Origin of the sequence: Pseudomonas simiae (genome assembly GCF_900111895.1) — a bacterium.
GTDB classification, from domain to species: Bacteria; Pseudomonadota; Gammaproteobacteria; order Pseudomonadales; family Pseudomonadaceae; genus Aquipseudomonas; species Aquipseudomonas simiae.
Window position 1 is genome coordinate 710,303 of the sequence record NZ_FOKB01000003.1, and the last position, 17,373, is coordinate 727,675.

17 protein-coding genes are annotated in these 17,373 nt (G+C 61.0%); 8 read left to right on the forward strand and 9 right to left on the reverse strand.

Annotated features, from left to right (window positions below; genetic code table 11):
• Positions 1-14: 14 nt before the first annotated feature.
• From BMZ57_RS13345 to BMZ57_RS13365, 5 genes are read left to right on the forward strand one after another with little or no spacing between them, the layout of a single operon-like run.
• Positions 15-779 (forward strand): SURF1 family protein, encoded by a 765-nt coding sequence (locus BMZ57_RS13345; RefSeq protein WP_029529042.1) that lies wholly within the window; start codon positions 15-17, stop codon positions 777-779.
• Positions 745-1,329: a PA_0111/PP_0108 family redox-active disulfide protein gene (locus BMZ57_RS13350; protein ID WP_021491405.1), complete on the forward strand. Its 585-nt coding sequence runs from the start codon at positions 745-747 to the stop codon at positions 1,327-1,329. Before BMZ57_RS13345 ends, BMZ57_RS13350 begins: the two co-directional genes overlap by 35 nt.
• Before the next feature lie 10 nt (positions 1,330-1,339).
• Positions 1,340-2,419 carry a COX15/CtaA family protein gene (locus BMZ57_RS13355; RefSeq protein WP_010207809.1) on the forward strand — a complete coding sequence of 360 codons (1,080 nt, stop codon included), beginning with the start codon at positions 1,340-1,342 and terminating at the stop codon, positions 2,417-2,419.
• Positions 2,407-3,306: a heme o synthase gene (gene cyoE, locus BMZ57_RS13360; RefSeq protein ID WP_069672984.1), complete on the forward strand. Its 900-nt coding sequence runs from the start codon at positions 2,407-2,409 to the stop codon at positions 3,304-3,306. The genes BMZ57_RS13355 and cyoE overlap by 13 nt, the downstream gene beginning before the upstream one ends.
• Positions 3,303-3,938, forward strand: coding sequence for an SCO family protein (locus tag BMZ57_RS13365; protein WP_010207811.1), 636 nt, complete (start codon positions 3,303-3,305; stop codon positions 3,936-3,938). Before cyoE ends, BMZ57_RS13365 begins: the two co-directional genes overlap by 4 nt.
• 161 nt (positions 3,939-4,099) lie before the next feature.
• Here BMZ57_RS13365 and BMZ57_RS13370 read toward each other — a convergent pair whose 3' ends face one another.
• The 3 genes from BMZ57_RS13370 to BMZ57_RS13380 are packed head-to-tail and all read right to left on the reverse strand — an operon-like array spanning position 4,100 to position 6,603.
• The gene (locus BMZ57_RS13370; RefSeq protein ID WP_010207813.1) at positions 4,100-4,870 is read right to left on the reverse strand and encodes a MetQ/NlpA family ABC transporter substrate-binding protein; all 771 of its coding nucleotides are present in this window, start codon (positions 4,868-4,870) and stop codon (positions 4,100-4,102) included.
• A gap of 51 nt (positions 4,871-4,921) precedes the next feature.
• Positions 4,922-5,596, reverse strand: coding sequence for a methionine ABC transporter permease (locus BMZ57_RS13375; RefSeq protein ID WP_010207814.1), 675 nt, complete (start codon positions 5,594-5,596; stop codon positions 4,922-4,924).
• Positions 5,596-6,603, reverse strand: coding sequence for a methionine ABC transporter ATP-binding protein (locus BMZ57_RS13380; protein WP_010207815.1), 1,008 nt, complete (start codon positions 6,601-6,603; stop codon positions 5,596-5,598). Before BMZ57_RS13380 ends, BMZ57_RS13375 begins: the two co-directional genes overlap by 1 nt.
• A gap of 193 nt (positions 6,604-6,796) precedes the next feature.
• Here BMZ57_RS13380 and katE point away from each other — a divergent pair, with 193 nt between their 5' ends.
• Positions 6,797-9,010, forward strand: a complete 2,214-nt coding sequence (katE, locus tag BMZ57_RS13385) for a catalase HPII (protein ID WP_302622380.1) — start codon at positions 6,797-6,799, stop codon at positions 9,008-9,010.
• 98 nt (positions 9,011-9,108) lie between these two features.
• Here katE and BMZ57_RS13390 read toward each other — a convergent pair whose 3' ends face one another.
• The 4 genes from BMZ57_RS13390 to BMZ57_RS13405 are packed head-to-tail and all read right to left on the reverse strand — an operon-like array spanning position 9,109 to position 11,914.
• A complete protein-coding gene (locus BMZ57_RS13390) occupies positions 9,109-9,828 on the reverse strand; it encodes a PA5502 family lipoprotein (protein WP_021491402.1) in 720 nt (239 codons plus the stop codon).
• Positions 9,829-9,865: 37 nt separating this feature from the next.
• Positions 9,866-10,654: a zinc ABC transporter permease subunit ZnuB gene (gene znuB / locus BMZ57_RS13395; protein WP_010207821.1), complete on the reverse strand. Its 789-nt coding sequence runs from the start codon at positions 10,652-10,654 to the stop codon at positions 9,866-9,868.
• Entirely contained in the window at positions 10,647-11,432 is a 786-nt protein-coding gene (gene znuC, locus BMZ57_RS13400; protein WP_010207823.1) for a zinc ABC transporter ATP-binding protein ZnuC, read from the reverse strand. The genes znuB and znuC overlap by 8 nt, the downstream gene beginning before the upstream one ends.
• A complete protein-coding gene (locus BMZ57_RS13405) occupies positions 11,432-11,914 on the reverse strand; it encodes a Fur family transcriptional regulator (RefSeq protein WP_010207825.1) in 483 nt (160 codons plus the stop codon). Before BMZ57_RS13405 ends, znuC begins: the two co-directional genes overlap by 1 nt.
• Before the next feature lie 58 nt (positions 11,915-11,972).
• Here BMZ57_RS13405 and BMZ57_RS13410 point away from each other — a divergent pair, with 58 nt between their 5' ends.
• The gene (locus BMZ57_RS13410; protein ID WP_021491401.1) at positions 11,973-12,902 is read left to right on the forward strand and encodes a zinc ABC transporter substrate-binding protein ZnuA; all 930 of its coding nucleotides are present in this window, start codon (positions 11,973-11,975) and stop codon (positions 12,900-12,902) included.
• Between the two features lie 102 nt (positions 12,903-13,004).
• Here the strand turns inward: BMZ57_RS13410 and BMZ57_RS13415 are convergent, their stop codons facing one another.
• Positions 13,005-13,958 (reverse strand): homoserine kinase, encoded by a 954-nt coding sequence (locus BMZ57_RS13415; RefSeq protein WP_010207829.1) that lies wholly within the window; start codon positions 13,956-13,958, stop codon positions 13,005-13,007.
• A 56-nt stretch (positions 13,959-14,014) separates the two neighbouring features.
• Positions 14,015-14,305, reverse strand: a complete 291-nt coding sequence (locus tag BMZ57_RS13420; protein WP_010207830.1) for a DUF2782 domain-containing protein — start codon at positions 14,303-14,305, stop codon at positions 14,015-14,017.
• A 74-nt stretch (positions 14,306-14,379) separates the two neighbouring features.
• Between BMZ57_RS13420 and polA the strand changes: the two genes are divergently transcribed.
• Positions 14,380-17,157 (forward strand): DNA polymerase I, encoded by a 2,778-nt coding sequence (gene polA, locus BMZ57_RS13425; RefSeq protein WP_010207831.1) that lies wholly within the window; start codon positions 14,380-14,382, stop codon positions 17,155-17,157.
• The last annotated feature ends 216 nt before the right edge of the window (positions 17,158-17,373 follow it).

The following is a 17,373-nucleotide window of genomic DNA, read 5'->3' on the forward strand; positions in this document are numbered from 1 at the left end:
GGGATGGGCGGGCAATGAAAACAAGTATAGCCAGCGCCATAAAATGCTTTCGTCCAGGCGTCGCACCCACTGTGGTGGTGTTGGTGCTGCTGCCGTTGATGGTGGGTCTGGGGTTTTGGCAGCTGTCTCGCGGCCATGAAAAGCAGTTGCTGGTGGACAGTTATGCCGACCGGCGCGCGGCTGACCCGATCAGCAGCGCGCAGCTCAACGACAAGGCTGACCCCGCCTTTCGCCGCGTGCGGTTGCGCGGTCAATTCGACGCTGAGCACAGCGTGTTTCTCGACAATCGCCTGCGCGACGGCAAAGCCGGCGTAGAGCTGTTGCAACCCTTCCACGACCAGGCCAGCGGCCTGTGGCTGTTGCTCAATCGCGGTTGGCTGCCCTGGCCGGATCGGCGCACGCCGCCCATCTTCACCACGCCGGATCAGCCTGTGAATCTTGACGCCTGGGTGTACATCGCGCCTGGCGAAACCTTCCAGTTGCGCGCGGACCCCACGACCGCGCAATGGCCGCGTCTGCTGACGGCCTTGCACCCTGCCGCGCTCTGGTCCGAGCTGGGCCGCAACGGATTCGCCTACGAACTGCGGGCCGAAGCCGGCCCCGGCACCTACGAAACCACCTGGCCAATCGTCGCCATGGGCCCGGAAAAACACGTGGCGTATGCCGTGCAGTGGTTCGCCATGTCGCTGGCGTTGCTGGCGCTTTATCTCTACCTCGGATTGCACAACAAAAAGGAGAAGCCCCATGGGAGCGGCCACCAATCCACTCAACATGTCTGAAACGCCCGATCGGCGCAAAGGCCGTTGGCAGTTGATCCTGATTCTGATGATGGTGATCGGCCCGATGGCGCTGGCCACCTTCATGTACAAGCTGCAGTTTTGGGTACCGCAGAGCCGCAGCTACCACGGAGAGATGATCGGTAATGGCCAGACCCGCGCTGATATAGGCGTACAGGCCGATGAGCAGCGCTGGCAACTGCTGGTGACCGCGCCCACCGCCTGTGCAGCCGATTGCCAGCAGTTGGTGTACCTCGCACGCCAACTGCAAATCAGCCTGGGCCGTGATGCCTCCCGTGCCAGCCATGCCCTGGCCAGTGCGCAACCGGTGAGCGCGGAGTACGAGGCCAAGCTGAAAGTGGAATATCCGCAGTTGCAACGCTACTCGCTGGACTTGTCGACCTTCACCAAGCACGCCGCCGCGCCGGGTGACGCGCAGCTGTGGATTGTCGATCCCCACGGCAACCTGGTGCTGCGCTATGACGCCAAGGTCAAGGGCAAGGACTTGCTCAACGACCTGCGCCTTCTGCTGAAACTGTCGAACATCGGATAAGGGCATCGTCATGGCCAAGCCTGGATTTCGCCTCGCGTTGTTTGCCACCCTGCTGGCGTTGATCGTCGTGCTGCTCGGCGCCTATACGCGCCTGACCCACGCCGGTCTGGGTTGCCCGGATTGGCCGGGCTGCTATGGCTTCATCAGCGTGCCGAAGACCGAAGCCCAGTTGGCCCATGCCGAGCTGCATTTCCCTGATACGCCGGTCGAGGCGGACAAGGGCTGGGCCGAGATGACCCATCGCTACTTCGCCGGCACCCTGGGCTTGCTGATCGTGCTGCTGGCCGCGCGTTCGTGGAGCCATCGGCGCGATCCAGGCCAGCCGGTGAAGTTGCCGCTCTTTGTGCTGGCGGTGGTATTCGCGCAGGCCGCGTTTGGCATGTGGACGGTGACGCTGAAGCTGTGGCCGCAGGTGGTCACCGGGCATTTGTTAGGCGGTTTTGCGACCTTGAGCCTGCTGTTTCTGCTGACCCTGCGCTTGTCCGGCGTATTGCCCGCCTTGATTGTGCCCAGGCGCCTGCAATATTGGGCGACGGCGGGCCTGGTGCTGGTGATCGGCCAGATCGCGCTGGGGGGGTGGGTCAGTTCCAACTACGCGGCGGTGGCCTGTATCGATTTGCCGACGTGCCATGGCGAATGGTGGCCGGCAGCGGATTTCGCCAACGGCTTTCATCTTACACAGCACATCGGGCCCAACTACCTGGGCGGGCAGCTGGACAGTGAGGCACGCACCGCCATCCACCTGACCCATCGCATTGGCGCCGTCATCGTCAGCCTGGTGCTGCTCGGCCTGGCCTGGCAACTGCGTGCAGTAGGTATGACTCGCTTGGCGGGCTTGCTACTGATCGCCCTGGTGGCGCAAATCTGCCTGGGCCTGAGCAATGTGTATTTCCACCTGCCGCTGCCGGTTGCGGTCGGGCATAACGCGGGTGGTGCGGCCTTGTTGCTGACGCTGGTTCTGGTCAACTACCACGCCCGCACCAGCCTGGTCCGGGTGCGCAACCAGTTGCCGTTCGGTTGGCGTTTCATTCCGCGTAAACACGTATCGGGCCTCATCACCCTTAAAGGAGAAATGCCATGGCGACCTTGATCGGCGCGCGTCAGGGTCAGGCGATCTGGCGTGATTACCTGGAGCTGACCAAGCCGAAGGTGGTGGTGCTGATGCTCATTACCTCGCTGGTGGGGATGTTCCTGGCGACCCGTGCAGGCGTGCCGTGGACGGTACTGGTATTTGGCAACCTGGGGATTGCCCTGTGCGCGGGCGGTGCGGCGGCGGTCAATCATGTGGTGGATCGGCGTATCGATGCGGTGATGGCGCGCACTCACAAGCGGCCGCTGGCAGAGGGACGGGTATCGCCGCTGGCGGCGTTGGCGTTTGCATTGTTTCTGGCTGTGGCAGGATTGGCGCTGTTGCTGGCGTTCACCAACCCGTTGGCGGCTTGGCTGACGCTGGCCTCGCTGCTCGGTTATGCGGTGATCTACACCGGCTTTCTCAAGCGTGCGACGCCGCAGAATATCGTTATCGGTGGCCTGGCCGGTGCTGCGCCGCCACTGCTGGGCTGGGTCGCGGTCACCGGGCATGTCAGCGCCGAGCCCCTGCTGTTGATGCTGATCATCTTCGCCTGGACGCCGCCGCACTTCTGGGCCCTGGCCATTCACCGCAAGGAGGAATACGCCAAGGCGGGTATCCCGATGCTGCCGGTGACCCACGGCGAGCACTACACCAAGGTGCATATCCTGCTCTACACCTGCGCCTTGCTGGCGGTGAGCCTGATGCCCTATGTGATCCACATGAGCGGCCCGTTGTACCTTGCGTGTGCACTGCTGTTGGGCGGGCGCTTTCTGCAATGGGCCTGGGTGTTGTACCGTGGCGGTCGGCCGCACGCGGCGATCAACACCTTCAAGTACTCTATCTGGTACTTGCTGCTGCTGTTTATCGCGCTGCTCCTTGACCACTACCTACTGTTGAACCTATGACTCGAACTCAAAAAACTGTCTTCATCCTGGTGGCCCTGGTGGCATTGATCATGGGCCTGACCGTTAACAAAGTGCTCTCGGGCAAAGGCCAGGGTGACCCTACCGCCTTGATTGACGCTGGCATCATCCTGTTGCCGCAAAGCCGTCAGTTGCCGCCGGTGACCATGACCAACCAGGACGGCCAGCCAGTGGTGGTCAACGAATTGAAAGGCAAGTGGAGCCTGCTGTTCTTCGGCTACACCTTCTGCCCGGATATCTGCCCGACCACCCTCGCCCAGCTGCGCCAGATCAAGAGCGAACTGCCCAAGGACGTTGTGGATAAGTTGCAGGTGATCCTGGTCAGCGTCGACCCGAACCGCGACACGCCGACTCAGCTCAAGCAGTACCTGGGCTACTTCGACCCGCAGTTCCAGGGCCTGACCGGCGCAAACGTGGAGGAGGTGCAGAAGGTGTCGAATGCGGTGAGCATTCCGTTCATTCCGGCCGATACCAGCAAGCCCAACTACACCGTCGACCACAGTGGCAACCTGGCGCTGATCGGACCGGATGGGACCCAGCGTGGGTTTATCCGGGCGCCGTTGAACAATCAGAAGCTGGTAGCGCAATTGCCCGGCTTGCTACTGCGTAAATAAGTCGGACGCCAACCCTGCCAACAACACAAAACAGATGTGGGAGCTGGCTTGCCTGCGATTGCGGGGGGCCAGCCAACATCTTCGTCGACTGACACTCCGCATTCGCGAGCAAGCCCGCTCCCACATTTTTTGATCTCCAGTGTTTGGGAGATCGAGTCAGATCAGAACGCCGGCTTGATCGCGCCTTTGTACTTCTCTTCGATGAATTTCTTCACTTCAGGCGTGTGCAGGGCAGCAACCAGCTTCTTCACGGCGTCCGAGTCTTTGTTGTCTTCGCGCGTCACCAGGATGTTCACGTAAGGCGAGTCGCTGCCTTCGATGACCAGTGCGTCCTTGGACGGATCCAGCTTGGCTTCCAGCGCGTAGTTGGTGTTGATCAGCGCCAGGTCGACCTGGGTCAGCACGCGCGGCAGGGTGGCGGCTTCCAGTTCGCGGAACTTCAGGTTCTTTTCGTTCTGGGTGATGTCCTTGATGGTCGACAGGATGTTGGTCGGGTCCTTCAGGGTGATCAGGCCATTCTTGGCCAGCAGCAACAGCGCGCGGCCGCCGTTGGTGGCGTCGTTCGGGATCACGACGTTTGCGCCGCTAGGCAGCTCGTCCAGCTTCTTGTACTTGCTGGAGTAGGCGCCCAGGGGTTCCAGGTGCACGGCGCCGACGCTCACCAGGTGAGTGCCCTTGGCCTTGTTGAACTCATCCAGGTACGGCTGGTGCTGGAAGAAGTTGGCGTCCAGGCGCTTTTCAGCGACTTGTACGTTCGGCTGCACGTAGTCGGTGAAGACTTTGACCTGCAGGTCTACGCCTTCTTTGGCGAGCGCAGGTTTCACGAATTCCAGGATTTCCGCATGAGGCACCGGCGAAGCTGCGACCGTAATGGTCTCGGCGTGGGCGGAAAACGCGGCAACGGCGGCGAAAGCAACCAGTAGTTTTTTCATCCAACAAGCTCCTTGTTCGGGCATGTACCGGCTTGCGGCCGGCAATGGCCGTTATTTTCGAGAAAAGTGCACCACCAGCTTGTCGCCGACGGTTTGCAGAATTTGCACCAGGATCAGCAGCATCACCACGGTGACCACCATCACATCGGTCTGGAAGCGCTGGTACCCGAAACGGATCGCCAGGTCACCCAGGCCACCGGCACCGACGACACCGGCCATCGCCGTGTAGGACACCAGTGTAATCGCCGTCACCGTAATCGCCGCGAAAATGCCGGGACGGGCTTCGGGCAGCAAGGCGTTGGTGATGATCTGGCGCGTGCTGGCGCCCATGGATTGGGTGGCTTCGATGATGCCGCGGTCCACTTCACGCAGGGCGGTTTCCACCAGCCGCGCGAAGAACGGCGTTGCGCCCACGACCAGCGGTGGAATCGCCCCCGCCACACCCAGCGAAGTGCCGGTGATCAGTACGGTGAACGGGATCATCACGATCAACAGAATAATGAACGGCAGCGAACGCAGGATATTCACGATCAGCGACAGCAGCGCGTACAGGCCTTTCTGTTCGAACAGTTGGCGCGGGCTGGTCAGGAACAACAGCACGCCCAGCGGCAGACCGAGCACCACGGTGAAGAACAGTGAGCCGAACAGCATGGTCATGGTGTCGCCGGTGGCGAGCCAGATTTCGGACCAGTCGATATTGGCGAAGAAACTCAACAGGACGTCCATTAGCGCAGGATCTCCATGTGGACGTCAGCGGCGGTGAAGCGCGCAAACGCGGCTTCCATGTCGCCACCGGTGACGGCGAGGGTCAATTGCCCGTAAGGGATGTCTTTGATGCGGTCGATACGGCCGGCGAGGATGCTGTAGTCCACACCCGTTTCGCGGGCGACGGTGCCCAGCAGTGGCGCGTAAGTCGCTTCACCCTGAAACGTCAGGCGCACGATGCGGCCGGGTACGTGGGCGAAGTCGTCGCGTTGCTCGTTTTCGTCGACCTGCTCGGACTCTTGCACGAAGCGTTTGGTGGTCGGGTGCTTGGGGTGCAGGAACACGTCGGCCACCGAGCCTTGCTCGACGATCACGCCGGCGTCCATCACGGCCACCTGGTCGCACACGCGGCGGATCACGTCCATTTCATGGGTGATCAGCACGATGGTCAGCTTCAACTCGCGGTTGATCTCGGCCAGCAGCTGCAGCACCGAGGCGGTGGTCTGTGGGTCGAGGGCGCTGGTGGCTTCGTCGCACAGCAAAATCTTTGGCTTGGTCGCCAGGGCGCGGGCGATGCCGACGCGCTGCTTCTGGCCACCGGACAACTGCGCCGGGTACTTCTTGGCGTGGTCCGACAGGCCGACACGAGCGAGCAACTCTGCAACGCGCTGGTCGATCTCCTTGCGCGACAACTCGCCGGCCAGGGTCAGCGGCAGCGCCACGTTGTCGGCGACGGTCTTGGACGCCAGGAGGTTGAAGTGCTGGAAGATCATCCCGACCTGCTGGCGGAAACGGCGCAGGCCGTTGGCGTCCAGCGCGGTGACTTCTTCGCCGTCGACCGTGATCTTCCCGCCACTCGGTTCTTCGAGGCGGTTGATCAGACGCAGCAGGGTGCTTTTACCCGCACCAGAGTGGCCGATCAGGCCGAACACCTGGCCGTTTTCGACACTCAAGCTGGTGGAGTGCAGCGCGGGAATATCCTTACCGGCGACGCGGTAAGTTTTATGGACGTTTTGAAACTCGATCACGTAGCGAACCTTGTGGGGCGCATGGAAAAGGGATCAGCGGTTAGCCGGGCGCGCATTTTAGCCTGTCCGTATAGTGTTTCTTAGCATTTATTTCGCATTCAACCAGCGATTTGGCAATAACGCGATCAAAGGTCATAAAAAAGGAACGGCCCAAAACCCCATCAGTCACTACTTAAGCAACTCGATTTCCCAGGTGCCGTGCCTGGGGTTTTGCTCAAACGAGCCGGGGACCGCTCTGGCCACTTTGAATAAGGAGTTTTGTCTGATGAGTACCAAGAAGCCAGCCACCCCGCTGAAGAGTGAACTCGCGGGTACCGATACCCTGGACCGTGGCAACACCAACGCCAAGCTGCAGGCCCTGGAAGAATTCCGCTCCGATGCGACCGGCCATGCCCTGCGCACCAACCAAGGCGTGAAGATCTCCGACAACCAGAACACCTTGAAAGTCGGTTCCCGTGGCCCATCGCTGCTGGAAGACTTCATCATGCGTGAAAAAATCACGCACTTTGACCATGAACGCATCCCGGAGCGCATCGTGCATGCCCGTGGCACCGGCGCCCATGGTTATTTCCAGACGTATGAGAACCATTCGGCGCTGACCAAGGCTGGGTTCCTGCGTGATCCTGGGCATAAAACCCCGGTGTTCACGCGCTTTTCCACCGTGCAGGGTCCACGTGGCTCGGGTGATACGGTGCGTGACGTGCGCGGTTTTGCGGTTAAGTTCTTCACCGAAGAAGGCAACTTCGACCTGGTGGGCAACAACATGCCGGTATTTTTCATTCAGGACGCGATCAAGTTTCCTGACTTCGTGCACGCCGTAAAGCCTGAACCACACAATGAAATTCCTACCGGCGGATCGGCGCACGATACCTTCTGGGATTTCGTTTCGCTGCAGCCCGAATCCGCTCACATGGTGATCTGGGCGATGTCTGACCGCGCCATTCCAAAGAGCCTACGCAGCATGCAAGGCTTTGGCGTGCATACCTTCCGCCTGGTGAATGCCGAGGGTCAATCCAACTTCGTCAAATTCCATTGGCGCCCTACCGCAGGCACCTGCTCGCTGGTGTGGGACGAGGCGCAAAAGCTGGCCGGTAAAGATACCGACTACCACCGTCGTGATCTCTGGGAAGCCATTGAGATGGGCGACTACCCCGAGTGGGAATTGGGCGTGCAGGTTATTCCCGAGGATAAGGAACATGCATTCGACTTCGATATTCTCGACCCGACCAAGCTGATTCCGGAAGAGCTGGTGCCGATCACGCCGCTGGGCAAGATGGTGCTGAACCGTAACCCGGATAACTTCTTTGCAGAAGTCGAGCAGGTCGCGTTCTGCCCTGGCCATATCGTGCCGGGTATCGACTTCTCCAATGACCCCCTGCTGCAAGGCCGGCTGTTTTCCTACACCGATACACAGATCAGCCGACTGGGCGGCCCGAACTTTCACCAGTTGCCGATCAACCAGCCCGTGACGCCGTTGCATAACAATCAGCGTGATGCCATGCACCGCAGCACCATCGACAAAGGCCGTGCGTCCTACGAGCCGAATTCGATTGATGGCGGCTGGCCTAAGGAAACCCCGCCGGCGGCACAGGATGGTGGCTTCGAGACTTATCCGGAGCGTATCGATGCCCACAAGATCCGTGAGCGCAGCGAGTCGTTCGGCGATCACTTCTCCCAGGCGCGCCTGTTCTTCCGCAGCATGAGCAAGCACGAGCAAGAGCACATCATCGCCGCTTATAGCTTTGAGTTGGGCAAGGTGGAGCGTGAGTTCATTCGCGCGCGTCAGGTCAACGAGATCCTGGCCAATATCGACCTGGAACTGGCCAAGCGCGTGGCACAGAACCTCGGGCTGCCAGCGCCGACTAAAGGCACCGTGCCGGAGCGTCAAACCAAGCCGGAACGTTCGCCGGCATTGAGCCAGGCGAACCTGCTGCCGGGCGATATCAAGACCCGCAAGGTCGCGATCCTTGCAGCCAATGGCGTGGACGGCGTAGCGATTGCCGCGCTGAAAAAGGCACTGGAAGCAGAGGGTGCGCACGCCAAGTTGCTGGGGCCCACCTCGGCGCCGGTGAAAACGGCCGATGGCAAGAGCCTGCCAGTGGATGCGTCGATGGAAGGTATGCCGTCCATTGCGTTTGATGCGGTGTTTGTCCCTGGCGGAAAGGACTCGGTGAAAGCCTTGAGCGGTGATGGGGTGGCGTTGCACTTCCTGTTGGAGGCGTACAAGCACCTGAAGGCGATTACCGTTGCCAGTGACGCCAAGCCATTGTTGGACCTGCTGAAGCTTGAGGTGGATGCGGGGCTGATCGTGGGGTCGGATGCCAAGGCGTTCAAGGCGTTTTTTGCCGCCATCGGCCAGCATCGGGTTTGGGATCGTGAGCCTAAGGCTAAGGCGATTCCGGCTTAAATCATTAGCTGTTTGTTAGATCGTCATCGCAGGCAAGCCAGCTCCCACACTTGAATGTGTTCACACTTCAAATGGGAACTGGCTTGCCTGCGATGCTTTTATTCCGCCTTGCGCGGAATCAGCACAACTTGCGCAGGAATATTCTTCAGAATCTGACGGTGAATCTTCAGGTCATAGTCCGAATCGATACGCTTCACCCGTTTGGTCAGCAACGTGGCCAGCCACGGGTAATCCTCTGTGCGCGGCGCCTGGATGCTCACGTCGCACTGGTAATTCACCACGTCGGTGGCAATTGCATCCAGCTGGTGTCGCAGGTCTTCGATATGGGTGAGGTTCAGCGCCACGGTGGTGCTGGGTGCTGCCGGGTCGATGACTTTGGCCGCGGGTTTGGCTTCGGCGGCTTTCAGTGCGGCCTCGGCTTGGTCCAACTCGGCTTTGCGGGCGTGAGTGATGGCGCTGTTTACGCCACCGGTCAGCGCCGGGGCCTTGGGCATCAGGGCGCGGGCACGGCTCAGTGCGGTGGCGGCGGCGTTTACGTCACCTTTTTGCAGCACGATCTGGCTGCGCTGCAGATAGGCTTCGGCCAATTGACGCTGGTAGGCCTCCAGCGCCGGGTCGTTTGGCGACTGGGTCTGCAGTGCTGCCAGTTGATCTTCAGCGGTGGCCAACTCGCTGCTGGCCAGGTTTTGTTCCAGCTGCGCGATGGCCGCAGCGCGAGCGTCCGGGGCCTCGGGGGCGGCGGGCGGTGTGCTTTGACAGGCGCCCAGCAGCAGGGAAAATGCGGCAAGGAGCAGATAACGGGAGGTGAACGGCTTCATTCCTGCGACTCTCTATTTGCGCAAAAAGCGAGCAAGTCTACACCCCTCGACGGGGCAGGACAAAACTCAGCAAAAACAGGGCGGCGGCCGTGACCACAATCGATGGCCCGGCCGGCGTGTCCTTGAACCAGGACAGCGCCAAGCCCCCGCACACTGCAAGCATCCCCAGCAGGCTCGCGCCGATCGCCATCTGCTCCGGCGAACGGGCATGGCGCTGGGCGGCGGCTGCGGGAATGATCAACAGCGACGTGATCAACAATACGCCGACAATCTTCATCGCGACAGCAATCACCACGGCGATCAACAACATCAGGGCCATGCGCAGACTCGGCACAGGCAGGCCTTCGACCGTGGCCAGCTCTTCGTGCACGGTAATCGCCAGCAATGGGCGCCATAGCGCGACCAGCAACACCAGCACGGCGGCGCTGCCGCCGAGGATCCAGGCCAGGTCGGTGGTGCTAATGGCCAGCAGGTCGCCGAACAGGTAGGCCATCAGGTCGATGCGCACTTCGTGCATGAAGCTCAGCACCACCAGGCCCAGGGACAGGGTGCTCGGTGCCAGGATGCCCAGCAAGGTGTCGGAGGCCAGCGGCTGGCGCTGTTGCAGGGTCACCAGCAGCACCGCCAGCAACAGGCAGCCCACGGTCACGGCGATGGTCGGGCTCACATCCAGCAAGAAGCCCATGGCCACGCCCAGCAGCGCCGCGTGGGACAGGGTGTCGCCGAAATAAGCCATGCGCCGCCAGACCACGAACGAGCCCAGTGGGCCCGCCACCAGTGCCAAAGCCAAGCCTGCCAGCAGGGCGTAGAGCAGAAAATCAGCCATGCTTGCAGCTATCTCCATGAACGTGGGTGTGAGGGGCGGCGGGATCGTCGACCACGGCGCCGTGCAAATCGTGGGCGTGGTCGTGATGGTGGTGGTAAATCGCCAAGCTCTGGGCGTTCTTACCGAACAGCTCGACGAACGCCGGGTCGCCGCTGACCTGCTCCGGGTGTCCGGAGCAGCACACGTGACGGTTGAGGCATACCACTTGGTCGGTGGTGCTCATCACCAGGTGCAAATCGTGGGAGACCATCAGTACGCCGCAACCATGACGGTCGCGCAGGCGGGTGATCAGGCTATACAGCTCGGCCTGGCCGGCGACGTCGACACCTTGCACCGGCTCATCCAGCACCAGCAGTTCCGGCTCGCGCAACAAGGCTCGGGCCAGCAGTACGCGCTGCATTTCGCCGCCGGAGATGCTTTGCACCGGGCTGTCGATCACCTGTTCGGCGCCGACTTCCTTTAGCGCAGCCTGGGCGCGGGCGCGGTCCACGCCCGGCACCAGGCGCAGAAAGCGCAGTACGGACAGTGGCAGGGTCGGGTCGACGTGCAGCTTCTGCGGCATGTAGCCGACGCGCAGCTTGGGTTTGCGCCACACGCTGCCGGTGTCGGGCTTGAGCAGGCCGAGTACGGCGCGTACCAGGGTGGTCTTGCCAGCGCCGTTGGGACCGATCAGGGTGACGATCTGCCCAGGTTCCACGCTCAGTGCGATGTTATCCAGCACGTGTTGCCCGGCGAACGTGACCCCGACCTGTTCCAGGCGGATTAACGCGTTGCTCATCAAACCCCCTGGCAACCCGAGCACAGGCCGACCACTTCGACCGTTTGCCCTTCGACCTGAAAGCCGACGTCGGCAGAGCTCTTGATGATGGCATCGCTGATGCTTTTTTGTTCAAGCTCGATGGCGGCGTGGCACTCGCGGCAAATCAGGAACTGGCCCTGGTGTGCGTGTTCCGGGTGGCTGCAGCCGACAAAGGCGTTCAATGAGGAGATGCGGTGCACCAGGCCGTTTTCCAGCAGGAAATCCAGGGCACGGTACACGGTCGGCGGTGCGGCGCGGCGGCCATCTTGCTCGCTGAGCACGCCGAGAATGTCGTAGGCGCCCAGCGGCTTGTGGCTCTGCCACACCAGTTCCAGCACGCGGCGACGCAGGGCGGTCAGGCGCAGACCCTTCTGTGTGCACAGGGTCTCGGCCTCCGACAGCGCGGTATGCACGCAGTGAGAGTGGTCGTGGGGACGGCTGGCAAGCGGTGTTTTAGGCATGAGCGGCGACAGATATTTGATAGAGACGTTATTATGTTACCCGTTCCTACGCCATTGAGTGGTCATCGTGTCCCGACTTTTTCCCGTTTTTGTCGTATTTGTCACCAGTTTGTTCATCACTGGCGCCGCTCAGGCCGAGGTCAAGGTACTGACCAGCATCAAACCGTTGCAGCTGATTGCCGCGGCAGTGCAGGATGGCGTGGCCGTTCCCGAGGTGTTATTGCCGCCGGGTGCATCGCCGCATAACTATGCGCTGCGTCCATCCGACGTACGGCGTGTGCAGTCGGTGGACCTGCTGTACTGGATCGGCCCGGATATGGAGAGTTTCCTGCCGCGCGTGCTGAAAGGTCGTACGGCTACGACAGTGGCAGTGCAGGATCTGCCAGGCATGAAGTTGCGTCGTTTCGCTGAAGATAACCACTCCCACGCCGATGATGCCGACGAACACGACCATGATCACCGCCCAGGCAGCCTGGATGCGCACTTGTGGCTGTCGACCGTCAACGCTCGGGTGATCGCTGCGCGCATGGCTGCTGACCTGGCTGCCGCCGATCCGGCCAATGCCGCGCGTTACCAGAGCAACGCTAAAGCCTTCGACGAGCGCCTGGATGCTCTGGATGCTCGCCTGAAAGCCCGCTTGGCGCCGATCGATGGCAAGCCTTATTTCGTGTTCCACGAAGCCTTCGATTACTTCGAAGAGGCTTACGGGCTTAAGCATGCCGGCGTGTTCAGCGTGGCTGCTGAGGTACAACCCGGCGCCCAGCATGTGGCGGCGATGCGTACGCGTTTGCAGGAAGTCGGCAAGACATGCGTGTTCAGCGAGCCGCCGTTGCGTCCGCGCCTGGCGGAAACGCTGGTCTCCGGTCTGCCGGTGAAGCTGGCGGAGTTGGATGCGTTGGGCGGTTATACCCCGGCTACCGCTCAGGGCTATGAGCAGGTGCTGGAGAAGTTAGGCAATGATTTGGCGGGTTGCCTGGAGTCGCTCTGACCTGTGGGAGCTGGCTTGCCTGCGATAGCGTTAGGTCAGCCAGCATCTCCGTTGCAGACCCGCCGCTTTCGCAGGCAAGCCAGCTCCCACATTGATCGAGTTTTATAGGGCGAACGGCAGTTGGATAGTCACTTGCTGACGCTGCACCAGCCGATGCTCGAACTCCGCCGGGTCATGGATCAACACGTCCTGCCCGGCGAACGACTCAGCCGCGATCAGGCGTGACAACCAGAATCGCACACACGCCACGCGCAGCATCGTCGGCCATAACTCGGCTTCCTTGGCGGTAAACGGCCGCAGGCTCGCATAAGCCCCCAGCAATGCCCGGGCGCGTTGCCCATCGATCACGCCATCCGCGTCCGAACACCAGTCATTCAAGGCAATCGCCACGTCGTACAGCATCGGGCCGGAGCAGGCGTTATAAAAGTCGATCAGGCCGGTGAGGTGCGTGCCTTCGAACATCGCGTTATCGCGGAACAGGTCGGCGTGCACATTGGCGCGTGGCAGGGCAAGGATCCCAGCCTTGTGGGCTTCGATCTCGCTCAGTGCGTCCTGCAGCAGGCGCTGCTGTGCATCGTTCAGATGCGAAATCAGCTGCGCGCCTTCGCTGAGCATCCAGTCCAGGCCGCGATCGGTCTTGCGTTCCAGCACCTTTTCGCCCTGTGTTGCCAGGTGCAGATGGCCTAGCAGCTCACCGACCTGGGCGCAGTGTTGGGCGTTGGCCTCCTTGATGTGCTTGCCGGCCAGGCGCGGTTGTAACAGCGCCGGCTTGCCTTTCAGCTCGCGCAGGGCCACGCCATCGGTAGTGCGCAGCGCGTAGGGCACTGGCAGGTCGGCGTCGTGGAGCACGTCGAGCAGTTCGATGAAGAACGGCATTTCCGCGACCGGACCGCGTTCTACCAGGGTCAGGACGAACTCGCCCTGCTCCAGGCTGATAAAGAAATTGGTGTTTTCGCTACCGGCGGCAATCCCCTGGAAGTCGATCAGGCGGCCGAGCCCGTAAGGGGCGAGAAAGGTTTCCAGCTCGGGCCGAGCCAGGGGGGTGAACACAGACATGGTTAAAACTGCCAGTACGGGCGCCGCGGTGTGCGGCGCCAATTGAAGTTAAGAAATCATTTCCATTCGAAGATCTTCCATGACGGGATCAGCATATCCGGCTGGTCAGAGCGGATGAAGTTCGCGTCGGTTCCGTCCGCGCGCACCAGGAAATACGGAGGCGCGCCCTTCGGGGTGACCTTGATTGCGTACAGGAAGCCGTTCTGGCGGTACTCCTGGATAGTCTTGTCACCTTCCGTGCGAATGGTCACTTCCGGATCACCCCCAGGCGCATCGTCTGCCGCCATGGCAGCCATCGGGGCGAGTGCGATCAAGCCGGTCAACAGCAGGCGTTTGAATGTACGCATGATAACCTTGTCCCTTTGTCGTCATTGGTCCGGCTATTCTAGCGCCTGACCCGCCGAAAAGGTTGATTCTGCTCATGAGCCAAGCACCCCTCGTCCTGGTGGACGGTTCTTCCTATCTGTACCGCGCGTTCCACGCGTTGCCACCGCTGACCACCTCCAAAGGCCTGCCCACCGGCGCGGTCAAGGGCGTGTTGAACATGCTCAAAAGCCTGCGCAAGCAGTACCCGAACAGTCCGTTCGCGGTGGTGTTCGACGCCAAGGGTGGGACCTTTCGCGATGAAATGTACGCCGAATACAAGGCCAACCGCCCAAGCATGCCTGATGACATGCGCCTGCAGATCGAGCCACTGCACCAGAGCGTGATCGCCCTGGGCTTCCCGTTGCTGTGCGTCGAGGGGGTCGAAGCCGATGACGTGATCGGCACCCTGGCCCGCAGCAGTGCGGCCGCTGACCGCCCGGTGGTGATTTCCACCGGGGACAAGGACATGGCACAGCTGGTCGACGGGCACATTACCTTGGTCAACACCATGACCGGTAGCGCGATGGACATCGAGGGCGTGAAGGAGAAATTCGGTGTCGCTCCCGAGCAGATCATCGACTATCTGGCGTTGATGGGCGATTCATCCGACAACATTCCAGGCGTTCCGGGCATTGGTCCGAAAACCGCTTCCGGCTTACTTGTCGGCGTGAATGGCGGCATCAAAGAGCTTTATGAGCAGTTGGACATCGTACCGTCCCTGCCTATTCGTGGCGCCAAAACGCTGCCCGCCAAGCTGGAAGAGCATCGGGAGATGGCGTTTCTTTCCTACCAGTTGGCGACGATCAAGTGTGATGTGCCATTGGATGTCGGCCTGGATGACCTGCACCTGATCGAGCCGGATCGCGAGAAGCTGCTGGAGCTGTACACGCTGCTGGAGTTCAAGAGCTGGTTTGATGAAATCCAGCGCGACGCCAAGCGCGTAGAACTCAAGGCGGCCCCTGCAGTTGAAGCCGTTGTTGAAACAGTGGCGCCAACAGAGGCGAGCTACACCACCATCCTCGACCAGGCGACCTTCGATATCTGGCTGAAAAAGCTCAACGAAGCGACGTTGTTTGCTTTCGATACCGAAACCACCGGTATCGACGCCCAACAGGCGCAGTTGGTGGGTGTTTCCTTCGCCGTCCAGCCCCATGAGGCGGCCTACATTCCGCTGACCCATTCCTACATAGGCGCGCCGCAGCAGTTGGATCGCGACACCGTGCTCCTGGCCCTCAAGCCACTGTTGGAAGACCCGACCAAGCTCAAGGTCGGCCAGCATGCCAAGTTCGACATGAATATCCTGGCCAACTGCGCCATCGGCGGCGACCCGGCACACGGCATTACCGTGCGCGGCATCGCCTTTGACACCATGCTCGAATCCTATGTGTTGAACTCCACCGCAACACGGCATGACATGGACAGTCTGGCCAAGAAGTACCTGGACTACGACACCGTCGCTTTCCAGGACATCGCCGGCAAGGGCGCCAAGCAGCTGACGTTCGACCAGATCGCGTTGGAGCAGGCTGGCCCGTATGCGGCGGAAGACGCCGATATCACCTTGCGCCTGCACCAGGAGCTGTTTGCACAACTTAGCGCGATCCCGAGCCTGGCGAGTGTGCTCACGGATATCGAAATCCCGTTGGTGCCGGTGCTGGCCCGTATCGAGCGTCAGGGCGCACTGGTCGACAAGGATCTGCTGGGCATCCAGAGCATCGAGCTGGGCAACAAGATGGTCGAACTGGAGCGACAGGCGTTCGAGATCGCTGGCGAGGAGTTCAACCTGGGTTCGCCCAAGCAACTTGGCGCGATCCTTTACGAAAAGCTCGGCCTGCCGGTACTGAAAAAAACCGGCAAGGGCCAAGCCTCTACGGCTGAAGAGGTGCTGGCCAAGCTGGCCGAGGATGATTACCCGCTGCCAAAGGTGCTGATGCAGTACCGCAGCATGAGCAAGCTCAAAAGCACCTACACCGACCGGCTGCCGGAGCAGATCAACCCGCGCACCGGGCGCATCCACACCTCTTATCACCAGGCGGTGGCGGCGACCGGGCGGTTGTCCTCCAGTGATCCGAACCTGCAGAACATTCCGGTGCGTACCGCCGAAGGGCGGCGGATCCGTCAGGCGTTCGTCGCGCCCAAGGGCTACAAGCTACTGGCGGCGGACTACTCGCAGATCGAGCTGCGGATCATGGCGCACCTGTCCAAGGACGAAGGCTTGATGAATGCCTTCCGCGACAACCTGGACGTGCACACCGCTACGGCGGCCGAGGTGTTCAAGGTTGAATTGGGCGACGTCACTTCGGATCAGCGTCGCAGTGCCAAGGCGATCAACTTTGGCCTGATCTACGGCATGGGGGCGCAGAAGCTGGGCAAGGACATTGGCGTCGATACCAAGACGGCCAAGGCGTATATCGATGTGTATTTCGCCCGTTATCCTGGCGTTCGCGAATACATGGAGCGCACGCGTGCCCAGGCGGCTGATCAAGGTTATGTCGAAACGTTCTTCGGTCGTCGCCTGTACTTGCCGGATATCAACTCCAACAAGCCCCAGGAGCGCGCAGCGGCAGAGCGTACCGCGATCAACGCGCCGATGCAGGGTACGGCGGCGGATATCATCAAGAAGGCCATGGTGCGGGTGGACAATTGGCTGACCGAATCCGGGCTGGATGCCAAAGTGATCCTGCAGGTGCACGATGAACTGGTGGTTGAGGTGCGTGAGGACCTGGTGGCGCAAGTCAGCGAGAAAATCCGCGAGCACATGAGTGCTGCTGCGCAGTTGGACGTGCCGCTGCTGGTGGAAGTGGGCGTGGGCAACAACTGGGACGAAGCGCACTGATTGCCGGGCTCTGCCATCACCTTGGGTGGTGGCAGAGTGCTTTAGTCCGAAAGTCGCCGTCGGTTATTTCAAATAGATTTTCGAACTTGCCGGAACTTAACCCGTGAATTGCTACTCAGAGTTACTGAATGGGTGGTGAAGCCCTTCAATGCTCCTATGTTGTGTTAAGTGTTGGCAGATATCTGGACCCCGCCCTAGCGGTCCGGAACTTGAACC

Bases quoted from the DNA above. Each gene is read 5' to 3' on its own strand.
- BMZ57_RS13405 (WP_010207825.1), bottom strand. From the start codon at position 11,914: ATGCCTAAAACACCGCTTGCCAGCCGTCCCCACGACCACTCTCACTGC.
- BMZ57_RS13420 (WP_010207830.1), bottom strand. From the start codon at position 14,305: ATGCGTACATTCAAACGCCTGCTGTTGACCGGCTTGATCGCACTCGCC.
- polA (WP_010207831.1), top strand. From the start codon at position 14,380: ATGAGCCAAGCACCCCTCGTCCTGGTGGACGGTTCTTCCTATCTGTAC.
- BMZ57_RS13415 (WP_010207829.1), bottom strand. From the start codon at position 13,958: ATGTCTGTGTTCACCCCCCTGGCTCGGCCCGAGCTGGAAACCTTTCTC.
- BMZ57_RS13365 (WP_010207811.1), top strand. From the start codon at position 3,303: ATGACTCGAACTCAAAAAACTGTCTTCATCCTGGTGGCCCTGGTGGCA.
- BMZ57_RS13355 (WP_010207809.1), top strand. From the start codon at position 1,340: ATGGCCAAGCCTGGATTTCGCCTCGCGTTGTTTGCCACCCTGCTGGCG.
- BMZ57_RS13375 (WP_010207814.1), bottom strand. From the start codon at position 5,596: ATGGACGTCCTGTTGAGTTTCTTCGCCAATATCGACTGGTCCGAAATC.
- BMZ57_RS13370 (WP_010207813.1), bottom strand. From the start codon at position 4,870: ATGAAAAAACTACTGGTTGCTTTCGCCGCCGTTGCCGCGTTTTCCGCC.
- znuB (WP_010207821.1), bottom strand. From the start codon at position 10,654: ATGGCTGATTTTCTGCTCTACGCCCTGCTGGCAGGCTTGGCTTTGGCA.
- BMZ57_RS13350 (WP_021491405.1), top strand. From the start codon at position 745: ATGGGAGCGGCCACCAATCCACTCAACATGTCTGAAACGCCCGATCGG.
- znuC (WP_010207823.1), bottom strand. From the start codon at position 11,432: ATGAGCAACGCGTTAATCCGCCTGGAACAGGTCGGGGTCACGTTCGCC.
- cyoE (WP_069672984.1), top strand. From the start codon at position 2,407: ATGGCGACCTTGATCGGCGCGCGTCAGGGTCAGGCGATCTGGCGTGAT.
- BMZ57_RS13390 (WP_021491402.1), bottom strand. From the start codon at position 9,828: ATGAAGCCGTTCACCTCCCGTTATCTGCTCCTTGCCGCATTTTCCCTG.
- BMZ57_RS13345 (WP_029529042.1), top strand. From the start codon at position 15: ATGAAAACAAGTATAGCCAGCGCCATAAAATGCTTTCGTCCAGGCGTC.